This is a genomic window from Stenotrophomonas acidaminiphila (assembly GCA_002951995.1).
GTDB classification, from domain to species: domain Bacteria; phylum Pseudomonadota; class Gammaproteobacteria; order Xanthomonadales; family Xanthomonadaceae; genus Stenotrophomonas; species Stenotrophomonas acidaminiphila_A.
In genome coordinates this window covers 2,308,064-2,322,055 of sequence record CP019797.1, presented here as the reverse complement: position 1 = coordinate 2,322,055, position 13,992 = coordinate 2,308,064, and the positions used below count along the sequence as shown (strand labels likewise).

General features: G+C 71.7%; 12 protein-coding genes. 7 read left to right on the top strand and 5 right to left on the bottom strand.

What is annotated here, in order from left to right; genetic code table 11:
• Nucleotides 1–60: 60 nt before the first annotated feature.
• Nucleotides 61–1,416: a hypothetical protein gene (locus B1L07_10390; protein AUZ55423.1), complete on the top strand. Its 1,356-nt coding sequence runs from the start codon at nt 61–63 to the stop codon at nt 1,414–1,416.
• Between the two features lie 69 nt (nt 1,417–1,485).
• Here the strand turns inward: B1L07_10390 and B1L07_10385 are convergent, their stop codons facing one another.
• The 4 genes from B1L07_10385 to B1L07_10370 form a co-directional block, all read right to left on the bottom strand.
• Nucleotides 1,486–1,950: a tetrameric acyl-CoA thioesterase gene (locus tag B1L07_10385; GenBank protein ID AUZ55422.1), complete on the bottom strand. Its 465-nt coding sequence runs from the start codon at nt 1,948–1,950 to the stop codon at nt 1,486–1,488.
• Nucleotides 1,951–2,018: 68 nt separating this feature from the next.
• Nucleotides 2,019–3,644: a diguanylate cyclase gene (locus B1L07_10380; GenBank protein AUZ55421.1), complete on the bottom strand. Its 1,626-nt coding sequence runs from the start codon at nt 3,642–3,644 to the stop codon at nt 2,019–2,021.
• A complete protein-coding gene (locus tag B1L07_10375) occupies nt 3,641–5,296 on the bottom strand; it encodes a peptidoglycan-binding protein LysM (GenBank protein ID AUZ56548.1) in 1,656 nt (551 codons plus the stop codon). Before B1L07_10375 ends, B1L07_10380 begins: the two co-directional genes overlap by 4 nt.
• A gap of 157 nt (nt 5,297–5,453) precedes the next feature.
• Complete coding sequence (locus B1L07_10370; protein AUZ55420.1) at nt 5,454–6,311, bottom strand: thioredoxin; 858 nt, start codon at nt 6,309–6,311, stop codon at nt 5,454–5,456.
• 180 nt (nt 6,312–6,491) lie between these two features.
• On the opposite strand from B1L07_10370, the gene B1L07_10365 reads away from it, so the two are divergent.
• The 3 genes from B1L07_10365 (at nt 6,492) to B1L07_10355 (ending at nt 7,831) form a co-directional block, all read left to right on the top strand.
• Entirely contained in the window at nt 6,492–6,923 is a 432-nt protein-coding gene (locus B1L07_10365) for a hypothetical protein (GenBank protein AUZ55419.1), read from the top strand.
• A complete protein-coding gene (locus B1L07_10360) occupies nt 6,920–7,132 on the top strand; it encodes a transcriptional regulator (GenBank protein ID AUZ55418.1) in 213 nt (70 codons plus the stop codon). Before B1L07_10365 ends, B1L07_10360 begins: the two co-directional genes overlap by 4 nt.
• Before the next feature lie 99 nt (nt 7,133–7,231).
• Nucleotides 7,232–7,831 carry a hypothetical protein gene (locus tag B1L07_10355; GenBank protein AUZ56547.1) on the top strand — a complete coding sequence of 200 codons (600 nt, stop codon included), beginning with the start codon at nt 7,232–7,234 and terminating at the stop codon, nt 7,829–7,831.
• A 42-nt stretch (nt 7,832–7,873) separates the two neighbouring features.
• On the opposite strand, the gene B1L07_10350 is transcribed toward B1L07_10355, so the two are convergent.
• On the bottom strand, nt 7,874–9,157 hold the full coding sequence (locus tag B1L07_10350) for an amidohydrolase (protein AUZ55417.1): 1,284 nt from the start codon (nt 9,155–9,157) through the stop codon (nt 7,874–7,876).
• Between the two features lie 218 nt (nt 9,158–9,375).
• Between B1L07_10350 and B1L07_10345 the strand changes: the two genes are divergently transcribed.
• From B1L07_10345 to B1L07_10335, 3 genes are all read left to right on the top strand, one after another.
• Nucleotides 9,376–12,018 carry a leucine--tRNA ligase gene (locus tag B1L07_10345; protein ID AUZ55416.1) on the top strand — a complete coding sequence of 881 codons (2,643 nt, stop codon included), beginning with the start codon at nt 9,376–9,378 and terminating at the stop codon, nt 12,016–12,018.
• A gap of 340 nt (nt 12,019–12,358) precedes the next feature.
• Nucleotides 12,359–12,904, top strand: coding sequence for a hypothetical protein (locus B1L07_10340; protein ID AUZ55415.1), 546 nt, complete (start codon nt 12,359–12,361; stop codon nt 12,902–12,904).
• 42 nt (nt 12,905–12,946) lie between these two features.
• Nucleotides 12,947–13,990 (top strand): DNA polymerase III subunit delta, encoded by a 1,044-nt coding sequence (locus B1L07_10335; protein AUZ55414.1) that lies wholly within the window; start codon nt 12,947–12,949, stop codon nt 13,988–13,990.
• Nucleotides 13,991–13,992: the final 2 nt, after the last annotated feature.

The following is a 13,992-nucleotide window of genomic DNA, read 5'->3' as shown; positions in this document are numbered from 1 at the left end:
GTAACAGTGCTTGCGCCGCGTCCGCCCACGGAAGGCGGCATGACACCAGGGAGAAACGCAATGGGCAGGACGCTGGGACGCGTGGTGGCGGGTGTGGTCGGACTGCTGCTGCTGGCAGTGGTGGTGCTGCTGGTTTCGTGGACATGGCCCCCGTCGGCGGCACAGACGCGCGCGCTGGCCGCGTTGCAGGCGCCGCACGACCTGCCCGGCAGCAACGCCTACGTCACCCTGGCGACGCTGGAGATGCAGGCCCCGCTGGCGTACAGGCAGGCGCAGGTGGATGAACACGCCCGTCTGTTCCAGGCGTGGTACGACGACAGCTACGCGCCCGGGTTCATCCGCGGCGACGCCGAAGGCGAAGCTGGCGTGCCGCCGCCGCTGCCGGTGGACGGCGCGGCGCAGGCGCCCGCCGCGGACCCGGCACTGTGCGGTTTTCGCGATGCCGCCGCCTGCCTGGAGCGGGTGCGCCGCGCGCCCGAGGCCGTGACCACCGCGCTGGCGGCGCGGGCCACGCTGCTGTCGCGCATGGATGAACTGGCGGCGCATGGGCATTACCGCTCGCCGCTGGTACAGGCGCCGCCCACCCCCTGGCCGCCGCTGGCTCCGCTGGCGGTTCCCCTGGGCGCGCATGCACTGGCCCACGTGCAGGGCGACAGTGCGCGTGCCCTGGCCGGGTTGTGCCGTGATGCCGGGAGCGGACGCATGCTGATGGCGCACGCCGACAACCTGCTGGCCACGATGGCGGGCATCGCCATGCTGCAGGCCAATGCGGAGCTGTTCGCCGCGGTGCTGGCCGAGCTCCCGGCGGACGCGCCGCTGCCACCGGGGTGCGCCACGGCGTTCGCGCCGCTGGCGGCGGACGAGGCCGCCGTCTGCAACGGCATGCGCGGGGAATTCGCCCTGCAGCAACGCTTCGCGCTGTTGATGGACCGCAAGATCGAGGCGGGCCCGCGCTCGGGCAGGCTGTTCTACAACGGTCGCAAAACCCTTGCCCGACAGGCCGAGGCGCTTGCCGGGCCCTGCCTCCCGGCTGCACGCCAGGCCGTGGCCGAGGATCGCAGGGTGCCGCTGCCGCCCCTGCCGGCCGTGGCGTGGTGGCAGCCGCAGTGCCTGACCAACGCCATCGGCTGCATCCTCAGCGACATCGCCGGCCCCGCCTACACGGGATACGTGTACCGCGAACAGGATGCCGCCGCGCGGTTGCGGCTGCTGCAGGCGGGGCTGTGGCTGCGCGGACAGGCATTGCAGGACGCTGACGCGGTGACCGCGCGCCTGCGCGCGCTGCCCGCCGGGCTGCGCAGCGCGCACCGCCCCATCAACCTGTCCGCCGATGGCACCGCGCTGGAAACGCCGGCCTATGCCAGGCAGGGGCAGGTGCTGCGGATGCCGTTGCCGGTGGCCGCCTCCAGCCGCTGAAGCGTGGCCGCCGGGCCTGCGCCGCGGGCGCGCAGCGTCTGCCGCGCGTCTCCGCGGTCACTGCCGTGGCTACCCGCGCGGTTGGCGTGCTTCCGGCTTGGGGCGTACGTAGACCTGCTTGCGGACGCGCGCGACCACCTCGCCGTGCGCGTCGAGCACGTCATTGCTGAACCAGCGCAGGTGCTTGGCGCCACCGGCGGTGGCCGCGCGCACCTGTTCGAGCGTGGCCGTGTCGAGCCGGAATTCGGTACTGACCGTGCCCTTGCCGGGCCTGATGAACTCGATCTCCCCGGCCTTGTCCCACACGTAGTAGTCGCGCCCGAGGTTGTGCAGCAGGCACAGCATCCAGAACGGGTCGGTCATGGCGAACAGGCTGCCGCCGAAATGGGTACGTACGTAGTTGACGTTCCACGGGCGCTCGCGCAGTTCCACGCGTACGTAGCGGTAATCGGCGTGGAGCTCGGTGACGTGGATGCCGGCGAACAGGAACGGCGGCCACAGATTGATGCCGAGGCGGAACGTGCTGGCTTTCATGACGGACTGGAGCGTACGCGGGACCGGGAGTCTAGCATTCGCTGCCGTATGGTGAGGCGGCTGGCGCCTCAGTCGGCCACCCGGTAGCCGTCGCGGCCGGCGGCCTTGGCCTGGTACAGCGAGGCGTCGGCGTCGCGGAACAGTTCCCCGGGCAGGCTGTCGGCGCCCGGCACGATGGTCGCCACGCCGACGGTGATGCTGATCCTGGCCTGGCGGCCCTTGCCGACCGCCACTCCCGCCTGGCGGACGCGGCCGATGAGGGTTTCGACCAGCAGGACCGCGCCCTCGCTGCTGGTGTCCGGCAACACCAGGGCGAACTCGTCGCCGCCGAAGCGCGCGGCCAGGTCGCGTGGCCGCCGCGACAGTTCGCCGATCATCCGCGCGGTCTGCTGCAGCACCAGGTCGCCGACGTGGTGGCCGAAGGTGTCGTTGTAGTGCTTGAAGTTGTCCAGGTCGATCAGGGCCAGGCTCAACGGCCGGCCGCCGCGCCGCGCCGCTTCGTATTCCTGCTGCAGCGCTTCTTCGAAACGCATGCGGTTGGCCAGCCCGGTCAGCGGGTCGCGGTTGGCCTGGCGGCGCCAGTAGCGCAGCTGCCACAGGCCCCAGGCCACCCACATCAGCAACGCGCCGCCGACCGCCGCCGCCGGTGCGAACCACAGGTTGAAGCCGCGCAGCAGCACCGTGCTGAGCAGCAGCGGGAGCACCAGCGACAGTACCGCGACCAGCCACGGCGAGAGCCGGCGCTGGGTCATGCCCAGTGCGCACAGCGCCACCAGCACGAACACCGCGGCCAGCTGCAGCGGCGGGCGCAGCGGCAGGATCACGTGCCCGCCGAGCAGCATCGAGGCGACGTTGGCCTGGTACTCGGTGCCGCTCATCCAGTACTCGCGCGAGGTCGGGGTGAGCAGGCGCGGGGCGATGCCGCTGGCGGTCATGCCGACGATCACCAGCCGGTCGCGCAGCAGGCCGGGCGGCAGCCGCCCTTCCAGCACGTCGATGTAGGACACCTGCGGGAAGCTGCCCGGCGGCCCGGCGTAGCGCAGCCGCACGTAGTTGTCGCGCCGCCACTGGTACGGCGAGAGCGTGTCCGGGGCCGGATCGGCCAGCCCGGGGATGGGGCCGTCGAGGCCGCTCAGCGCCAGGCCCAGTGCCGGCCAGTACGCCGAACCGACGCCGGCGCGCAGGTACAGGCCACGGGCGACGCCGTCGCCATCGACCTCGATGTCGGTATGCGCCAGCCCGTCGGCCACCGCGGCCAGCACCGGTACCGGCAGCAGTTCCTCGGGGACGGCCTCGTCGCTGGCCGCGGCCGCCAGCACCGGCAGCACGACGTTGCCGCCGCGCTTGATCGCCGCCGCCAGCTCCGCATCCTGGCGCGCGTCCTTGCGGTCGGGCTCGGGGAACATCAGGTCCAGCGCGACGCGCCGGGCGCCGGCTTCGCGCAGGCGCTCGAGCAGCCGCGCATGGGTGCCGCGCGGCCACGGCCACTGCCCCAGCTGCTGCAGGCTGCGCTCGTCGATGGCGACGATCGCCAGGCGCTCGTCGGGCGGGTAGTGCCAGTTGCCCACCAGGCGGTCATACACGTATTCGTCCTGCTGCCAGAGCAGGTGCGTCTGGCTGGCCCACCCGGCCAGCGCGCCCACGGCCACGGCCAGCAGCAGCCGCCACGGCCAGGGCAGCAGGAACAGTCTCACAGGGCGAGCAGCAGCAGGGCGCCGGCGCCGGCGCCGTAGCAGAGCTTGCACGGCAGCCGGATCTGCTGGGCGCTGGAGAACGGGCCCGCATAGCCGTCGTCGTCGATGTACTGCACGCGCACGTGCAGGGTGCCGCCGCGCCAAGGCTGTTTCATCACCACCTCCGGCACGCTGGTTTCGCGGTCGAGCAGCGGGGCGCTGAAGTCGCCGCGGCGGTCCACCTGCACGCGATAGCGCTGGCCGTCGGCGCCGGGCTGCCAGCGCAGGGTCAACTGGCCCCTGCCGGCCTGCGCCGGTTGCAGGCCGGAATCCGGCGGCGCGTCGCTGACCCGCAGGGGCAGGGCCTGCCCGAAGCGGCCGCTGCGTCCCTGCGCGTCCACCGAGGCGACCCGCCAGTAGTAGTCGCCGGGCGCCAGGGCAACCGGCGAACGCAGCCGGGTGGCGTCGGTGCGGCGCTCGACCAGTGGCTGGCGGAACGCCGGCTCGCGCGCGATCTGCAGCACGCTGGCGGTGGCGCCGGGCACCTGCGCCCAGGCGAAGCGCGGCTGCGCCTGGGCCAGGGTCTGGCCATGCACCGGGGCGGTGGTCAGCGGCGGCGGCAGGCCGTCGGGTACCTCGAAATCATGGGCGCTGTCGTGGCCTTCGACACCGTCGGCGGCCACCGCGCGCACCAGCAGGCGCAGCTGCCCACCGGGCAGGTCGTCGATACGGATGCTGGAATCGGTGGTGTCGCGCGCGAACAGCAGGACCTCGGGCGCATCGGCGCGCACCACCTCGACGCGGTAGCCGCGCGCCTGTGGCACCGGCTGCCAGGCCGCCAGCAGCGGCAGCGGTGCCAGCCGCAGCCGCGCGGCGTCGAGCTCCGGTGCGGGGGGCAGCGGCTGCACCGCCGCCGGCGCGTGCCCGGCCGAGGCGCTGAGGCTGGCCTGGCCGGGGGCGACCATCCGCTGGCCATGGCGGTTGCCCACCTGCACCCGGCCTTCGACCACTTCGGTGGCGGCCGGGTCGCCGTCCTGTCCGGCGCTGACCCGGAACACGGTACCGCGCACGCTGCTGGTGGCCGTGGGCGCGGTGATCATGTAGCGCGATGCCGGCCCCTGCGCCGGGGTCACCCGGCTGCCACTGCGGCCGCGCTGCAGCCGCAGGCGCGTATCCACCATGCCGGTGGCGCCATAGCTGCTGAGCTGGTCCAGGCGCAGTTCCGAGTGCTCGCGCAGCAGCAGCCGCGAATCGTCGGCGAACGCCAGGGTGATGCTGGCGTCGGCACCGGTGCGGATGTGGCTGCCGATGGGCAGGCGCATGCCCTCGCGCGCTGCCGCGGACGGCTGGCCATCGGTGCCGACATCGACCTGGCCGCGCACCGCCACGACGCGCGCCGGCGCGGGCTCCACCCGCAGCCAGGCGATGGGAAACCGCAGCACCTGGCCCGGTGGCAGGCGGTAGGGGTTGGCCACCGCGTTGTGGTTCCGCAGCTCTTCCCAGGACACGGTGGGCTTGAGATAGCGCGTGCCCAGGTCCCACAGGGTGTCGCCGGGGCGCACGCGATAGTTCCAGTCCTGGGCGCTGGCCGCGGCCGAGCACGACAGCGGCAGCGTCGCCAGCGCGATCTGCAGCAGCACGGTCAGGCGCAGCCCACCCCGGTTGAACGACATCATCGGCAATAGGTCCTTGCGTCGCGGGAACCGGCGCCCGGCATTGCTCGCGCCTCCCTCCCCATGTGGCACGGCGGTGTCGCCGTACGTCATCACCACGATGAACAGCGCATTATCCGGCAGGCCGCGCTTCACCTGCCTGAACGTGCAATGACACTCAGAACAGGAGCGAGGACATCCGCCGCCGGTAACGGCCGACGAGGTCGTCGTCCTCGACGACGCGGAACGCATCGATCAACGCCTTGCGCGGCAGGCCGTCGCGGTAGCCGCGGTCGATCCGCAGCATTTCCAGGAACTGCTCCAGCGCCGCTTCCTCGCTGCCGCCCAGCAGCTGGCGGATGCCGAGCAGGTAGCGCGCCTGCAGGTCGTTGCCGTCGGCCTGCACCCGCGCGGCCAGGGCGTCGGCCGGCGGCGCGTCGGCGGCCGCGGCGTGGAAGTCCAGGCGTGCGCGGGCGCGGATGGTGCGGTCGTCGGTGGCCAGGTTGGCGGGCAGGGCGTCGAGCAGCTGCCCGGCCTCGGCGACCTCGCCGGTGCGGATCAGCGCCAGCGCCAGGTCGAGCTTCAGTTCGGCCTTGTCCGGCTCGGCGGCAATGGCCTGGCGCAGCGCGGCGACCTGCGACAGCGGATCCAGCGGCGCCGGCTCGGCCTCCAGCTCGGCCGGCGCCTCGGCCGGGGTGATGCCGTGCTGGGACAGGAACTCGCGCAGCTGGCCTTCCGGCAGCGCGCCGGGGAAACCGTCCACGATCTGCCCGTCCTTGACCAGGAACACGGTGGGCACCGAACGGATCTGGAACGCCGCGGCGATCTGCTGCTCCTTGTCCACGTCGACCTTGGCCAGTTCGAACGCGCCGTGGTACTCGCCGGCCAGCTTCTCCAGGATCGGCCCCAGCGTCTTGCACGGCCCGCACCAGGTCGCCCAGAAATCCACCAGCACCGGCGTCTGCAGCGATTTCTGCAGGACGTCGGTTTCGAAGGTCTCGGTCGTGGCGTCGAAAACGTGGGGCAGGTCGGACATCGCGGGACTCGCAGTGGGAGGTTTCGTCGGAGATGGTGGCAGAGCGCGTGGATGCAAGTCGATGTAAAAGATATTTGACATGGCGGCGGGCGGATGCCAACGTCGCATCGCATCGCATCGCATCGCATCGCGCCGGTGCTGCCAAGGGGGTGGCGCGCGCGGGAGAGAAGAGGAGAGTCCATGGAACGCACCGGCACGCGCGTGGCGATCAACCGGCAACAGAAGCTGGCCTGGCTGCTGCTGGCCAGCGCCGGCCTGGCCTCGGTCCTGTTGGGGCGCTGGCTGCTCCTTGGCGGCGCGGGCGCAAGGGCGGATGTGCTGGGCCCCGCCTGGTGGCTGTTCCTGGTCGGCGCGTTCCTGTTCCTGCGCCGCGACGGCAGCGTCGTGGCCGACGAGCGCGACCGGGCGATCCAGGCGCAGGGCGCGCGTGCCGGCTACGCCGCGCTGGCGTTGATGCTGATGGTGGCTTCGGTGCTGGCCGAGGAGCATGCGGATTTCGTCGCGGCGCGCGGCGGTGCCTGGCTGGGGAGCTTCCTGGCATGGCTGGTCGGCCTCTCGCTCAGCGTGCACGCCGCGGTCATGCTCTGGCATTACCGGTACGGCTGCCGGTGAGCGGCACGCCGGTCGGCAACGACATCCGCCGGCTGCGGGGCGAGCACGGCGAGATGACCCAGCAGGCACTGGCGGACGCCTGCGGCGTGACCCGGCAGACCATCATCGCGCTCGAGGCCGGACGCTATGCGCCGTCGCTGGAACTGGCGTTCCGCATCGCCCGCGCGTTCGGCGCCGGCGTCGAGGATGTCTTCCACTGGCGCGGCTGAGCCGGCAGGCGGTGGCGTGCGCGCCAGCGGCGCAGCCTTCACAATCGCCGGCATCGGCTGGCGCGCTCCTGCGCCGACAAGCACGGGGTCGACATGGCGATGGTGGTGTGGAGAACATGGGTGCGCTGGGCCGGGCCGGCGTCGGTGGTGATATGGCTGGTGGCGCTGGCGGTGTTCGGCGCGCGGCTGCCGTTCTACGACCAGATGCGCCACCCGGTTTCGCTGCTGGGCGCCACCGGCGTTCCCGGCGCGGGCTCGTTCAATGCGCTGGGCTTCGTGCTGCCGGGGCTGTTGGCGGCGCTGGCCGCGCTCGGCCTGGTGCTGCGCATGCCGGCCACGGCCTCGCGGCCGCTGCGGGTGGCCGGGCAGATGCTGCTGCTGGCCGGGCTGGCCTTCGCCGCCATGGGCGTGTTCCCGCTGGACGCGCAGGACATCGAGAACCGCGCCAGCCAGGCTCACGCCAGCGTCTGGCTGCTGTGGCTGGTGGCGTTCTGCGCCGGCGCGGCGATGCTGCGCGTGGGCGCCGCGCGCGATGCGGCATGGCGCCCGGTGGCCACCCTGGCGGTGGCCTGCGCGGTGTGGATGCTGTGCAGCGCGTTCGTGTTCGGCAGCGTCATGCCGGTGGCGATGGCGCAGCGGCTGGCCTTCCTTGGCTGGGCGCTGTGGCTGGCGCTGCTGGCGCGGCTGGCGCCGTGCTGAGCCGGGCGGCGCGCGCTCCCTGCGGCGGAGTGCGCGCGGCCATTACTGCTTGTAGATCACCCCGTCCTTCATCACGAAGCGCACGTCCAGCACCGCGTTGATGTCCTGCAGCGGGTCGCCGGCCAGGGCGATCACGTCGGCGCGCTTGCCGGCTTCCAGCACGCCCTGGTCGTCCACGCCCAGCACCTGCGCGGCGTGCACGGTGGCGGCCTGCAGCGCGTACGCGGCGGGGATGCCGGCTTCGACCATGTAGACGAACTCGCGCGCGTTGTCGCCGTGCGGGCCCACGCCCTGGTCGGTGCCGAAGGCGATCCTGACCCCGTTGCGGTAGGCCCTGGCCGCGGTCTGGCTGATCAGCGCGCCGATGCGCGCGGCCTTGGGCCGCACCACCTCGGGGAAGTAACCGTCGATGGCCGCCTTCTCGGTGACGAAGCGCCCGGCGTAGAAGGTGGGCACGTACCAGGTGCCGTGCTGCTTCATCAGCCGCATGACCTCATCGTCCATGTAGGTGCCGTGCTCGATGCTGGTGACCCCGCCCAGCACCGCGCGCTTCATGCCCTCGGTGCCGTGGGCATGGGCGGCCACGCGGAAGCCGTAGTCGCGCGCGGTATCGACGATGGCCTTGACCTCGTCCACGGTGAACTGCGGCGCGTCGCCGGAGCGCGCGTAGCTGAGCACGCCGCCGGTGGCGGTGATCTTGATCACGTCGCTGCCGTCCTTGTAGCGCTGGCGCACCGCCTGGCGCGCCTCGTCCACCGAGTTGATCACGCCCTCGGTGGGGCCGGGGGCGCCGATCAGGTGCGCAAGCTGGTCGTTCCAGCCGTTGGTCGGGTCGGCATGGCCGCCGGTGGTGGCGATGGACTTGCCGGCGGCGAAGATCCGCGGCCCCTTCACCAGCCCCTGGTTGATCGCGTCGCGCAGGTGCGGGCCGACCTCGCCGCCGAGGTCGCGCACGCTGGTGAAGCCGGCCATCAGGGTCTTTTCGGCGTAGCCGACCGCGCGGAAGGCGTAGTCCACCGGATCCAGGCGGAAGCCTTCGGAGTAGCTCTGCGGGCTGGACTGGCTGCCCAGGTGCACGTGCAGGTCGGTCCAGCCGGGCAGGCACACCTTGTCGCGCAGATCGACCGCGCGCGCACCGCCGGTTGCCGCATCGGCGCCGGCCAGCACCTGCTGGATGCGACCGTCGTCCACCAGCAGCGTGTGCGGCCCCTTGAGCTGGCCGCTGCGGGCGTCGAACAGGCGACCGCACTGCACGGCGACGGGTTCGGCCCAGGCCGGGGCGCAGGCCAGCAGCAGGACGGTGGCGAGGTGGCGGCGGATCGGCATCGGTCTCATTCCCCAGGGATGGAGCCGGCAGCATAGCGGGCCGGCGCGGGAAACCGGCCGGGCGCCCGGGGCGCTCGTGGCCGCCGCCGGGCGAAATCGCGCAAGCGATTGATATTGCAGGAAACGGGTTTTTCCCGGGGGCGGCGGGGTGGGCCGGATTGGAGCCCTCTGGTGCACTGCGGTACGCTGTCCCGCTTTGCCGCAGCCCCAACGCTTTCATGTCCAGCGTCGAAACCCACATCTACGATCCCCAGCAGGTCGAAACCGCTGCCCAGAAGTACTGGGAAACCACCCGTGCCTTCGAGGTCGACGAAACCTCGGACAAGCCCAAGTACTACTGCCTGTCGATGCTGCCGTATCCGTCCGGCGCGCTGCACATGGGCCACGTGCGCAACTACACCATCGGCGACGTCATCAGCCGCTACAAGCGCATGACCGGGCACAACGTGCTGCAGCCGATGGGGTGGGACGCGTTCGGCCTGCCGGCCGAGAACGCGGCGATCAAGAACAACACCGCGCCGGCCAAGTGGACCTACGCCAACATCGACCACATGCGCGGCCAGCTCAAGTCGCTGGGCTACGCCATCGACTGGTCGCGCGAGTTCGCCACCTGCACGCCGGACTACTACGTGCACGAGCAGCGCATGTTCACCCGGCTGATGCGCAAGGGCCTGGCCTACCGCCGCAACGCGGTGGTGAACTGGGACCCGGTGGACCAGACCGTGCTGGCCAACGAGCAGGTCATCGATGGCCGCGGCTGGCGCTCGGGCGCGCTGGTGGAAAAGCGCGAGATCCCGCAGTGGTTCCTGCGCATCACCGACTACGCCCAGGAGCTGCTGGACGGCCTGGACGAGCTGGACGGCTGGCCGGAATCGGTCAAGACCATGCAGCGCAACTGGATCGGCCGTTCCGAAGGCCTGGAGATCCAGTTCGACGTGCGTGACGTGGACGGCAGCGTGCTGGACCCGCTGCGCGTGTTCACCACCCGCCCTGACACGGTGATGGGCGTGAGCTTCGTGTCCATCGCCGGCGAACACCCGCTGGCGGTGCATGCGGCGAAGAACAACCCGGCACTGGCCGCGCTGCTGGCCGAGCTGAAGCAGGGCGGCGTCTCCGAGGCCGAGCTGGAAACCCAGGAAAAGCGCGGCATGGACACCGGCCTGAAGGCGGTGCACCCGGTCAGCGGCGAGCAGGTGCCGATCTGGGTCGCCAACTTCGTGCTGATGGGCTACGGCACCGGCGCGGTGATGGCCGTTCCCGGCCACGACCAGCGCGATTTCGAGTTCGCCAGCAAGTACGGCCTGCCGAAGAAGCAGGTCATCGCGCTGAAGCACCCGAAGAACGACGACGAGCGCAGCTACGACCCGGACCGCTGGCAGGACTGGTACGGCGACAAGACCCGCGAGACCGAGCTGGTCAACTCGGCCGAGTTCGACGGGCTGGATTTCCAGGGCGCCTTCGAGGCGCTGGCCGAGCGCTTCGAGCGCAAGGCCCAGGGCCAGCGCCGGGTCAACTACCGCCTGCGCGACTGGGGCGTGAGCCGCCAGCGCTACTGGGGCTGCCCGATCCCGGTGATCTACTGCGACAAGTGCGGCGCGGTACCGGTGCCGGAAGACCAGCTGCCGGTGGTGCTGCCCGAGGACGTGCAGTTCACCGGCACCGGCTCGCCGATCAAGGCCGACCCGGAATGGCGCCGGACCACCTGCCCGGAATGCGGCGGCGCGGCCGAACGCGAGACCGACACCTTCGACACCTTCATGGAGTCGAGCTGGTACTACGCCCGCTACACCTCGCCGGGTGCGCGCGAGGCGGTGGACAAGCGCGGCAACTACTGGCTGCCGGTCGACCAGTACATCGGCGGCATCGAGCACGCGATCCTGCACCTGATGTACTTCCGCTTCTTCCACAAGCTGCTGCGCGACGCGCGCATGGTCGACAGCAACGAGCCGGCGCGCAACCTGCTGTGCCAGGGCATGGTGATCGCCGAGACCTTCTACCGGCTCAACGCCGATGGCTCCAGGGACTGGTTCAACCCGGCCGATGTGGACGTGGTGCGCGACGAGCGCGGCCGCATCACCGGCGCCACCCTGCGCAGCGACGGCCAGCCGGTGGTGATCGGCGGCACCGAGAAGATGTCCAAGTCCAAGAACAACGGCGTCGATCCGCAGGCGATGGTGGCCAAGTACGGCGCCGACACCGTGCGCCTGTTCTCGATGTTCGCGGCCCCGCCGGAACAGTCGCTGGAATGGAACGAGGCCGGCGTGGACGGCATGGCGCGCTTCCTGCGCCGGCTGTGGACCATGGTGCACCGGCATGCCGCCGATGGCAGCGCGCCGGCGCTGGATGTCGCCGCGCTGGACGCCGGGCAGAAGGCCCTGCGCCGCAAGACCCACGAGACCATCGGCAAGGTCGGCGACGACTACGGCCGCCGCCATGCCTTCAACACCGCCATCGCCGCGGTGATGGAGCTGCTCAACGTGCTGGCCAAGTTCGACGACGCCAGCGACCAGGGCCGGGCGGTGCGCCAGGAGGCCCTGCAGGCGGCGGTGCTGCTGCTCAACCCGATCACCCCGCATGCCTGCCATGCGATGTGGCAGGCGCTGGGCCATGGCGAGACCCTGCTGGAAGACCAGCCGTTCCCGCAGGTCGATGCCGGCGCGCTGGTCAAGGATGCGCTGACCCTGGCGGTGCAGGTCAACGGCAAGCTGCGCGGCACCATCGAGGTGGCCGCCGACGCCAGCCGCGAGCTGATCGAGGCCGCCGCCAGGGAAGAGCCGAACGCGGCCAAGTTCCTGGAAGGCCTGGCCGTGCGCAAGGTCATCATCGTGCCGGGCAAGATCGTCAACATCGTGGCGGGTTGATCCGCCTGCGGCGCGCCCCGATGGTTCGCCATCCGGGCGCGCGGCGGCGCGTTTGTCATTCGCTGCGGCTTGTGGTCTGTCGCGGCGCCCCCCATCCGCGCTTGCGCGCGGATCGCCCCCCAACCTGGGGGCTGGGGCTTGGCAACCGGCTTTTTCGCGAATGCTTTCCTACCAGGAGCGTGTGAGCGCCGGCTCCGGCTTCGTGTTGCCCCGGCACGCCCGGAGTGCGTTTGCGAACAGTGGATCAGCGATCCCGGTTTCATCCCCGCTCACACCCGATGGGCGATGATGCGGGCCGTTTTCTGTTGCCGCTCCCGGCCGGCTCCGCCAGACTGTGCCCATGACCCGATACCTGACCGCCCTCGTCCTTGCCGTGAGCCTGACCGGTTGCGGCTTCCACCTGCGCAACAGGCTCACCCTGCCGGAGGACACCCCGGCGGTGAAGGTCGAATCGAACGTGCGCTACAGCGAACTGGTCAAGCTGCTCGAGCGCGGGCTGCACGCCTCCGGTGCGGTCGTGGTCGGCGAAGACGCGCCCGGCAAGGGCGCGGCCCGGCTGCAGATCCGCTCCGAGCGCTGGGGCGACCTGCCCATCGCCATCGACGCCCAGGGCCGTACCCAGGAATACAGCATGCGCTACGCGGTGGTGTTCGTGTTCCAGCACCCCGACGGCAGCGTGCTGGTGCCCGAGCAGGTGATCGAACTGTCGCGCGACTATGTGTCCGAGCCGACCGACGCCACCGGCACCACCACCGAGCGCGAGATCCTCGCCGACGAACTGCGCCGTGAGATGTCCGCCTCGATCCTGCGGCGCATCGACAGCGTGGTGCGCGCGCAGATGGAGAAGCAACGCAGCGCCGCTCCGGCCACCGGCAAGGACGGCTGAGCGATGCCGACGATGGCGGCTCCCGCGCGCGGGCGCTGAGCGATGGAACTGCGTCCCGAGCAGCTCGCCACCCAGGCCGGCACGCAGCCGCTGGCGCCGGTCTACCTGATCGCCGGGCCGGAACTGCTGCGCGTGCTGGAAGCGGCCGACGCGGTGCGCGCGCGGGCGCGCGCCGAAGGCATCGGCGAGCGCGAGGTGTTCGATGCCGACGGCCGTGACTTCGACTGGGGCCAGCTGGCATCCAGCTTCAACGCGCCCAGCCTGTTCAGTGCGCGCCGGCTGGTGGAGCTGCGCCTGCCCAGCGGCAAGCCGGGCAAGGAGGGCGCTGAGGTCATCAGCGAATTCTGCGCGCAGCCGCCGGCCGACGTGGTGCTGCTGATCACCGCCGGCGAGTGGAGCAAGTCGCACCAGGGCAAGTGGGCCGACGCGGTGGCGCGGGCCGGCGTGCTGTCGGTGGCGTGGGCGATCAAGCCGCATGAACTGGGCGACTGGATCGAGCGCCGCCTGCGTGCCCGCGGGTTGCGCGCCGAGCCGGCGGCGGTGCAGCGCCTGAGCGAACGCGTGGAGGGCAACCTGCTGGCGGCCGCGCAGGAAATCGACAAACTGGCGCTGCTGGCCGAAGGCCAGACGCTGGACGTGGCGAAGATGGAGTCGCTGGTCGCCGACGCCGCGCGCTACGACGTGTTCCGGCTGGTCGAGGCAGCATTCTCCGGGCAGCCTCAGGCGGTGCTGCGCATGCTCGCCGGGCTGCGCGCCGAGGGCGAGGCGGTGGCCGCGCTCACCCCGATCCTGATCCGCGAGCTGCTGCTCACGGCCGGGCTGGCGCGGGTCCAGGCCGCCGGCGGCAACCTGGCCGGCGAAATGAAGGCGCGCGGCATCTGGGAGTCGCGGCAGGCGCCGTTCAAGCGCGCGCTGCAGCGGCACCCGGCGGCGCAGCGCTGGGAGCGGTTCGTGGCCGAGGCCGGACAGGTCGACCGCATGGCCAAGGGGCGCGCCGAGGGTGATCCGTGGCTGGCGCTGGAACGCCTGCTGCTGGCGGTAGCCGAGGCGCAGGCGGTGCGCCTGCTGGCCCGCGGGACGCGCTGACC

Excerpts from the sequence above, each read along its gene's own strand:
- B1L07_10355 (AUZ56547.1), top strand. The coding sequence starts at position 7,232 with ATGGTGGTGTGGAGAACATGGGTGCGCTGGGCCGGGCCGGCGTCGGTG.
- B1L07_10340 (AUZ55415.1), top strand. The coding sequence starts at position 12,359 with ATGACCCGATACCTGACCGCCCTCGTCCTTGCCGTGAGCCTGACCGGT.
- B1L07_10375 (AUZ56548.1), bottom strand. The coding sequence starts at position 5,296 with ATGTCGTTCAACCGGGGTGGGCTGCGCCTGACCGTGCTGCTGCAGATC.
- B1L07_10370 (AUZ55420.1), bottom strand. The coding sequence starts at position 6,311 with ATGTCCGACCTGCCCCACGTTTTCGACGCCACGACCGAGACCTTCGAA.
- B1L07_10335 (AUZ55414.1), top strand. The coding sequence starts at position 12,947 with ATGGAACTGCGTCCCGAGCAGCTCGCCACCCAGGCCGGCACGCAGCCG.
- B1L07_10350 (AUZ55417.1), bottom strand. The coding sequence starts at position 9,157 with ATGCCGATCCGCCGCCACCTCGCCACCGTCCTGCTGCTGGCCTGCGCC.
- B1L07_10385 (AUZ55422.1), bottom strand. The coding sequence starts at position 1,950 with ATGAAAGCCAGCACGTTCCGCCTCGGCATCAATCTGTGGCCGCCGTTC.
- B1L07_10390 (AUZ55423.1), top strand. The coding sequence starts at position 61 with ATGGGCAGGACGCTGGGACGCGTGGTGGCGGGTGTGGTCGGACTGCTG.
- B1L07_10365 (AUZ55419.1), top strand. The coding sequence starts at position 6,492 with ATGGAACGCACCGGCACGCGCGTGGCGATCAACCGGCAACAGAAGCTG.
- B1L07_10345 (AUZ55416.1), top strand. The coding sequence starts at position 9,376 with ATGTCCAGCGTCGAAACCCACATCTACGATCCCCAGCAGGTCGAAACC.